At 48.0% G+C, this 7,876-nt stretch carries 4 protein-coding genes; 3 read left to right on the forward strand and 1 reads right to left on the reverse strand.

The genetic code is table 11. From position 1 onward, the window contains the following. Window positions 1-616: 616 nt before the first annotated feature. The 3 genes from GC093_RS01865 to GC093_RS01875 all read left to right on the forward strand — a co-directional run bounded on the left by GC093_RS01865 (window position 617) and on the right by GC093_RS01875 (window position 6,769). Window positions 617-5,554, forward strand: a complete 4,938-nt coding sequence (locus GC093_RS01865) for an S-layer homology domain-containing protein (RefSeq protein WP_171650155.1) — start codon at window positions 617-619, stop codon at window positions 5,552-5,554. Between the two features lie 113 nt (window positions 5,555-5,667). Continuing rightward, entirely contained in the window at window positions 5,668-6,084 is a 417-nt protein-coding gene (locus GC093_RS01870) for an Hpt domain-containing protein (protein WP_171650156.1), read from the forward strand. A gap of 115 nt (window positions 6,085-6,199) precedes the next feature. Continuing rightward, window positions 6,200-6,769: a hypothetical protein gene (locus GC093_RS01875; protein WP_171650157.1), complete on the forward strand. Its 570-nt coding sequence runs from the start codon at window positions 6,200-6,202 to the stop codon at window positions 6,767-6,769. Between the two features lie 421 nt (window positions 6,770-7,190). Here the strand turns inward: GC093_RS01875 and GC093_RS01880 are convergent, their stop codons facing one another. Next, a complete protein-coding gene (locus GC093_RS01880) occupies window positions 7,191-7,574 on the reverse strand; it encodes a VOC family protein (protein WP_216624458.1) in 384 nt (127 codons plus the stop codon). Between the last annotated feature and the right edge of the window lie 302 nt (window positions 7,575-7,876).

The following is a 7,876-nucleotide window of genomic DNA, read 5'->3' on the forward strand; positions in this document are numbered from 1 at the left end:
AAACCCATCATACCGAGGCGCTCCTTTTTTGACAAAGGCTATTTCTTAGCCCTAACAGGAATGTTTAGCGCAACGAAGGCAGCCGATCTTTGTGGCCGGCTGCCTTCGGGTCATCATCAAGCTATAGTCTCCGTTAGCTTACTCTAATGTTCTTCTACGTTTGCCTCTTTTTACCCATGTTTGCCAAAGAAGAAAACTTGAAGAAATGAAGATTAATATTGCCAACAATAACCTGGTTCCAAGATCTTTAAACACAAAGATAAGAAGAACATAACAAATTAAAGTTCCTCCATTTACCCAATAGCCTATGATAAGGAAAAGAGGGACGATCCATCGGAAATTCCGATAGATCGTCCCTTGTATTATTGTTGCGTATCGGCGATAACCGACGAGTTGTGAAAAGGTCTTGCAAAAAAAGATAAAATAAACACAACAAGAACGTAAATTTTTTCAAGACAAAAAAATTATTTATGGTATACAATAAAGTTTGAAAACGCATTCATTGGGAATTGGAGGGATGTTTTTTATAAAGAATCAATCACTGTAGGGTTAGGAATTATGAAATTATTTCAAGAAGATATTTTTTATTTATTATTATGGAGAAGAGGGTAGTAACATGCTAAAAAGGAAAATTTTTAATATGCCGATTAGTTTTCTGCTTATATTAACACTTGTTTTCCAGGCTTTCGGCGGTATGGTTTTACCCGGTACGACTGTCCAGGCAGCCGGTACGGATATCTACTCGACTTCGGCGAACCAAACACTCGACCCGAGCGATCCTTTGGATGTGGTACTCACAAAGCCGTACAGAGGCTCGACGGTAACCAAATCGGGCACTACGGGCACCATTACTATTGAACTGCCGTACGGCACGTTCTATCAGATGCTGCACCCAATTGTGAATACAGGCTCGACTGTCAAGGTTTATGAGAGTGGCGGCGCTGAAATCGTCCCTCTCACCAGCATTAACAATGGCGATTACGAGCTGGGGCTAAAGGATTCGCAAGGGAATAGAGTAGTGCCGGGCTGGACCGGCGGAACCTATTTCCTAGACGTTACAAATGGTCAAAATACAAGAAGATACACAATCACCGTAACCATACAGGCAATATCAAATTTTAAAATAACCCGAAGTTTACAAGGTGGGGGAAACGAGGCCGTAAATAAGCCGGGCGAGTTGGTCGCACCGATGAACATCCGCGCGAACGAGCACGGAATGGACACTTGGGGCTCCACTTATATCGGCTATGGGGACACCGGCTTAAACTCCATTGAGGGGCCGATGAGACCGTCCTCATACAGTGGGAAGAACTGGTACGAATCGTTCTGGGGGCCGGATATCTACGTCCATACGGCGAACGACATCAATAAATTCAAGCCCGCCGGCGTTTCAAACAGTCTGCCCAAGGATGGCAGAGAGATTCCGCTCCAGTGGTACGGCGATAACATGTACGTGCAGACGATCGCCAAGGACAATTCTGACGGCAGGATTGACGCTTATGGGGTGGACGTAAAATACGACGGCACGATGACCGCGAACGGCAAAATCCCCGGGTTTGACAAACTCCAGTCGGATATTATCCGTATCCACAAGTTTGACGCGCCCGTCAACGCGCCCGGGCATGAGGACGGCGATCGCGGCGCGGCCAGCAGCACGACCCAGCGGCTGGAGATGAAAACCAACTACAAACCGGAAAACGTCGTCGCTAACGACGGTCCGGGAACGATAACAACCCATTTCTGGCGGCTGCTGGTTCCCTCGGAAACAGTGAAGCGACAGAAAGCGGTCGGTGGCAACGGCATCGGAACCTGGTCTCCCAACAACTACGGTTTTATCTATCAGATCAAGGAGGCCAAGGGCAACGCGAACGGATCCCCGACTGTAGCTATTGGGCTTAGAGCAAACGGCAGCCTGGCATTTGAACACACTCGCAACAACTCGACGCCGAGCGGCATGCAATCCGCCGGAGGGACAAACACTGGCACCCTCCTTACGCTCACCAGTGACAAATTCGTCGACCGCTGGATCGATATCGAGTTGACAACCGAAATGGCGGATTTCGGGCATCTCTACGTAAAGGTAACAGATACGGATACAGGTGCGCCGCTCGGTGAGGGAACGCTTAATGAAGCCGATCTATTAAGGCGCAACATAGAGCTGCAGCTTCCTGCACCCCTTCCAGCCCCTGCCCCCGGGCCTGTATACAGGGAAGGAAACTACAATACCCTGAAGGACGAACAGGGGCGCAACGTCAATTTCGGGCGTTCCAAGTGGGGCATTTACGGCGCCTTCCTCGCCACCGTCGATGGCCGCAAAGAATGGCAGCCATCGACGATTTATATGGCGGACATCTCGATCATCAAGCGCGACCGTGATACTTACGTGTTCCCGAACGGTTATAAGCCGACCGACAGGGACAGCAACCTGCGCATCATGGGCTGGGAGCATCAAAACCAGATGAAAGTGCCTTTGGGCACCAAGATTGCAGACCTAACGCTGAAGAGCAAACTGGACGTCACCTTATCCAACGGCCTTACAGTTCAAGTACCGGTCAAGTGGGATACATCTGGCTTCAGACCGACCGTCCCGGGCACCTACAGGATATTAGGCGAGTTGCAGCCTCCGGACGGTATCACAATACCCGCCGCGCCTGACAATTATTATCCCGATTATTACAAGCCGTACTTTGAAATCAACAACTCCACGGTGCATGACTGGGGTAAGGCTGTTATGGGCGCGGATATCAAAATTGTTTCGCATAACGATGAGTCCCGGAAAGAGAACGTCCTTGAGGAAGACCGCACCTCCATGACCACTTCGGAAGGGTACGCATTCTTCCAAAGCGGCTCGTCGTTTGAGCTGAACGCAGGTAGAACCCCTTGGCGCTATTGGGTTGCCTTGGATTTGGGCCGGCAGATTGATATTTCACGCATAGAAGTAGAATTTGGCACGATGGGCTCTCCCGGGCGCTCAAGGAACAGCTCCGTCTGGTGGACGAACGACACGGCGGCCTATGAATCGCTTATAGAATCCTACAACAATTTCTATAACCCGCTAGACCCGGCGCTCGCCGCCGGGAAACCAGAGCCGGATCGCCAGTACTATGAGGCTAACAACTGGCCGACGAAGAATCCTTTTGGCGTTGAGAATTTGATGGGGTACAGGGGTCCATGGAATTACTTTAATGGCAGCGGGCGCCAGCCTACTATCATCAGTAACCAAGGTACATCCGCAACATCAAACTGGAATCCAACAACCGAAGCGGCGTTAAAAGGCGGGACTCTCGGAACTAACTACACGCTTGGGCGCAGGGCAACCGACGTCCTCGCCAACAACGGCGGCCAGCCGATTACCGCGCGGTATGTGATGGTCGTAAACGAGCTTAACTTCTTCTCGTCGGTCACCGGGCCGCCGCCTGGGTCAGTAGCCGGTTCTTCACCGGGCCCGATGCAGTTTGTGGACTTCGCCGTCATTGGCGAGTTGCATGACGATCTCGCAGATTTGATGGCGCTGGAGACGCTGACGGTCGGTGGCGTGCCGGTTACATGGTTCGATCCCAACACCAGGAACTACACGGTGGATGTGGCGGCGAATCACCCACTCCCGACAGTAGCGGCGACGCTCAGCCGGGCTTCGATAGCTGCAGGCGCAGTGATCGACATTATTCAAGCGACCGACGCCGAAAATACCGCAGTCGTGCGGATAAGTCGCACGGGCGGGAAAGACGTGTTTTATCTTGTTAAGCTTAATAAAGTGACACAGCCTGAAGCGACACAGGCCCCGACGGGCTTAACCGCGCAAGCGGGCAATGCGCAGGTCAGCTTGTCGTGGAATACGGTGACCGGAGCGACCTACACGTACAACGTGAAGCGCAGCTTGTCGGCAACCGGGCCATTCAGCACCATCGCGTCCAGCGTGACACAGGCGACCTACACCGATAAGTCGGTCGCGAACGGAACGACCTACTATTATGTAGTTTCCGCTCTGGACCAAGGACAGGAGAGCGCGAACTCGGCCACAGCGAGTGCGAAACCGGAAGCTCCGGTCGTGTCGCCGCCAGCCCCGACGGGCTTAACCGCGCAAGCGGGCAACGCGCAGGTCAGCTTGTCGTGGAATACGGTGACCGGAGCGACCTACACGTACAACGTGAAGCGCAGCTTGACAGAAAGCGGTCCGTTCACGATTGTAGCAACGAACGTGACCGGTTCCAGCTTCACGGATAATAGCGTGGCGAACGGCACTACTTACTATTATGTTGTATCTGCGGTAAACGCAGGCGTTGAAAGCGCGAATTCTTCCGTAGTTGTAGCAGTGATTCCTTCTTACAGAAGCAGCAGCAGATCTTCGGGAGGCACACCGACCGACTCGGGCATAAACGAACAGAAGGTAACAACCGTCAATCCGGCAGAATGGCAAAAAGCGATTGATGCGTTGAATTCGGCCGCCGATACTCCGAAGATCAAAGTAGAAGCTTCGGGCACGGGAAGCTCTGCGCAAGTTCAGTTGACCGCCTCTTTACTTGCCTACGCGCAGTCTAAATTGCCGACAGCGGTTCTCTCGGTGCATTTTGATACTGTCACTTACGACTTGCCGATCAAAGCGCTGAACTTGGACGCAATCGCCAACTCGCTCGGAGCTGCGGTTAAAGACATCAAGATCAATGTGCAGATTGAGAAAGTTACCGGTACGACCGCAACGGCCATTGAGAATAAAGCGAAGCAAGCGGGCTTGACCCCGCTTACCGGAGCCCTAGCATTTAACATTACTGCGGAAGCGGGCAATAAGACAATAAGCATCAATGAGTTCGGGACGATCTATGTGTCAAGAAGCATCGTCATCGGTAAGTCCGTCGATGTCAGCAAAGCAACTGCTGTCATGTATAATCCGGTAACCGGCGAAATGCGCTTCGTACCGGCCGTCTTCTCCGGAAGCGGAACGAATACGCAGGTTACGATTCAACGTCCGGGCAACAGTATCTACATGGTGGTGGATTCCAATAAAACATTCACCGACCTTGACGGACACTGGGCAAAAGATGATGTGGAACTGCTAGCCTCGAAATTGTTGATTCAAGGCATCACGGATACCGGCTTCGCACCGAACAATCAGATTACCCGTGCCGAATTTGCTGCATTATTGGTCCGTGCAATGGGGCTATCGGAGGATAGTGAATCCAAATTCTCGGATGTCAAATCGACCGACTGGTTCGCCGGCTCAGTAAATGCGGCAGCCAAAGCCGGATTGATCGACGGTTTTGAAGGGGGCGTCTTTAAACCGGCTTCCTACATCACCCGCGAGCAAATGGCTGTGATGATTTCCCGGTCACTGAGCCTCGCAGGCAAACATCCGCAAGGGGATGTCAAAGGACTTCTTACCTTTGCGGATAACCAAATGATCGGAACTTGGGCTAAAGATGCTGTATCGCAATCCGTAAACGCCAAAATCATCAATGGGATGACAGATCAGACCTTTGCTCCAAACGAAAATTCAAGCCGTGCGCAAGCTGCGGTCATGTTGAAGCGTTTGCTGCAATACACAGGATTTATAAATTAATCGATGTATACCTTCGAGAACAGGGGTGGGCTTCCCCTGTTCTTTTTCTTTTTTTCCGGATCAATGACAATAACATACAATAAATGTCACTTAACTTGGAAAATTGTTGAAATATGTCGAAGTATGAAGCATTGGCGGAGATGTTTATTTTCGAAACATCGCAGCTTATTGATCAGCTAGAAATTTCCATTCTGATCATCGAGAAGTCAAATACATATACAATCGAGTGGATCAACGAAATATTCCGGGCCATGCATACGATTAAAGGATCGTCATCCGTCATGATGCTGATAAACGTTGCTTCCGTTTCTCATGCGATGGAAGACTTGTTCTATTATATTCGTGAAGAGCGTCCGCAGCATATCGACCTCCCTGCACTCTCGGATCTTATCCTTGAAGGTGTCGATTTTATCAAGGTGGAGCTGCATAAATTCAAATACGGCGAAACTGCGGACGGCAATCCCGACGATCTCATCCATCGGATCATGACAATACCTTTTCGAGAAGTCGAAGATATAAATCTTTGTTGAAGCGGGATTTACTCAGCAGGAAGCAGGACTCGAACCGACTAGAACGGGTTGAATGCTGACCACAGACGCAACTACATGCTATTCTGGGGAAAACAACAACCAGGAGGTTCATGAATTGAAGATTCCGAATCAGAAATACCCCGAACTATACCAATGGCTTACCGAATTTCAGGAAAAAACGAAATTCAAACGAAAAATCAAACTCATCTATACAAACGACAAAGGGGTATTGGGAAGAACAACCGCTTTGGGGAATATAAATCTCCAAAAAAAATTTACCGAACGTTTTATGGATTCACAACCGAACGTTATCAAGTTCATTCTCGCTCACGAATTCATTCACTTAATTCAGGAAGAGCTCTTTAATCTATACCGAGCAATACTACCGAAATGTTACAAGCCCGTTGTTCTATTTCAGGAATTACGAGCAAATATTAACGGCGCGGCACTTGCGGGGTTGTCGAACGAAGAATTTCGTGAAACCCAGATCCTACTCTGGATATATGAAGGAAACATGCGAAAACAACTCGCATATGAACGTGGTTACCCCAGCCGTATGCAAAACATCAAGTTTGCATGTAAATATAATCGTTACAATGATGAAGCAGGTTATGAGCTGTTAAATGATTATTACGCAGGATCAAGTGGACCAATGAAATCAATCGGACCAACGAAGTCCTTCTGAAAAATTGCGGAGCAAGGGATCGTCAATGCAGAAATCCAATCATTGCCGAAGGTTCTTCTTTGATTTTTCAGAGATAAGGCTGGGTTGAATGTGATAAATTAAATCCCATGATGACGAATTTGTCTTAAGCACTACTGGAGAACGATACGTTAAGGCAAATTGTCAATTTTTCAGTAAAAGACAATTCTAATTCGATGTAACCACGACAATTATGTTCTTAGTCCCCAAAGGCAACCGACTAAAATAAATCGGTTGCTTTTTCATGTCTTAATTAAACTAACGTCTCCGTTAGCGTAATGACCTGCACATATCTTATGTATCCTTTGTCTGTAACAGTAAGTATTAAAAACCACCCTCATGTTGATTTAAGGTGGCCCTTTTGAACACAAAAGAGAAAAAATATAAATTATTCAGTCGCACATTACTTAGGCCAGCCACTCCATATATCAATCTTGTTTCCTGCTGGATCATATGCAAAAAAATTACGTCCACACCCACCATTATCTTCAATATCCGTCACATGAGCTCCATTCATTTTCATTTTTGAATGAAGTTCTTCGAAATTTCCAACTTCCATGGTAAGGATACATTGCTCCGAACCATTGATTTCTGTGTAAGTAACGTTGATTGGCTCCTTTGACTTTATTAAAAAAATGGTCTGCTCAGGACTGATACCTAGCTGTACCTGGTTCTCATCAACAGCCCTAAGAAGCTTCATGCCAAGGTGATTAATATACCATTTGGATGACTCTTCTGTATTTGTAGCAGGCAAATACACACATTCGATCCTTTTTACAACAGACATCGTTTGTCCTATCAATTTTCGTCACTCCCATCGATTTTGACTTTAGCAGTATTTTTATATCCTAAATTTACCATTGCATGCCCATACAGTAAATATAATATCTGACCATAACTGCCCGTTACTTCAAACGACAACGGCAGCCGATCGTATGCCGGCTGCCGTCATTTAGTGATTGAACTATCGTGTCCCGTTAGTTTAGTCTCAATAGGTTAAAGTTTCAGCAACCAAATGAGTTAAATGACCTTCTTTAGCTCAGAGTAAATATTTCTTTAAGGTGGACTACTTCATCAGCAAATTTGGCT

This window comes from Paenibacillus foliorum (assembly GCF_013141765.1).
Lineage (GTDB): Bacteria > Bacillota > Bacilli > Paenibacillales > NBRC-103111 > Paenibacillus_S > Paenibacillus_S foliorum.

What these genes read in the sequence shown, in the direction of transcription:
- GC093_RS01865 (WP_171650155.1), top strand. Translation starts at nt 617, where the DNA reads ATGCTAAAAAGGAAAATTTTTAATATGCCGATTAGTTTTCTGCTTATA.
- GC093_RS01870 (WP_171650156.1), top strand. Translation starts at nt 5,668, where the DNA reads ATGTCGAAGTATGAAGCATTGGCGGAGATGTTTATTTTCGAAACATCG.
- GC093_RS01880 (WP_216624458.1), bottom strand. Translation starts at nt 7,574, where the DNA reads ATGTCTGTTGTAAAAAGGATCGAATGTGTGTATTTGCCTGCTACAAAT.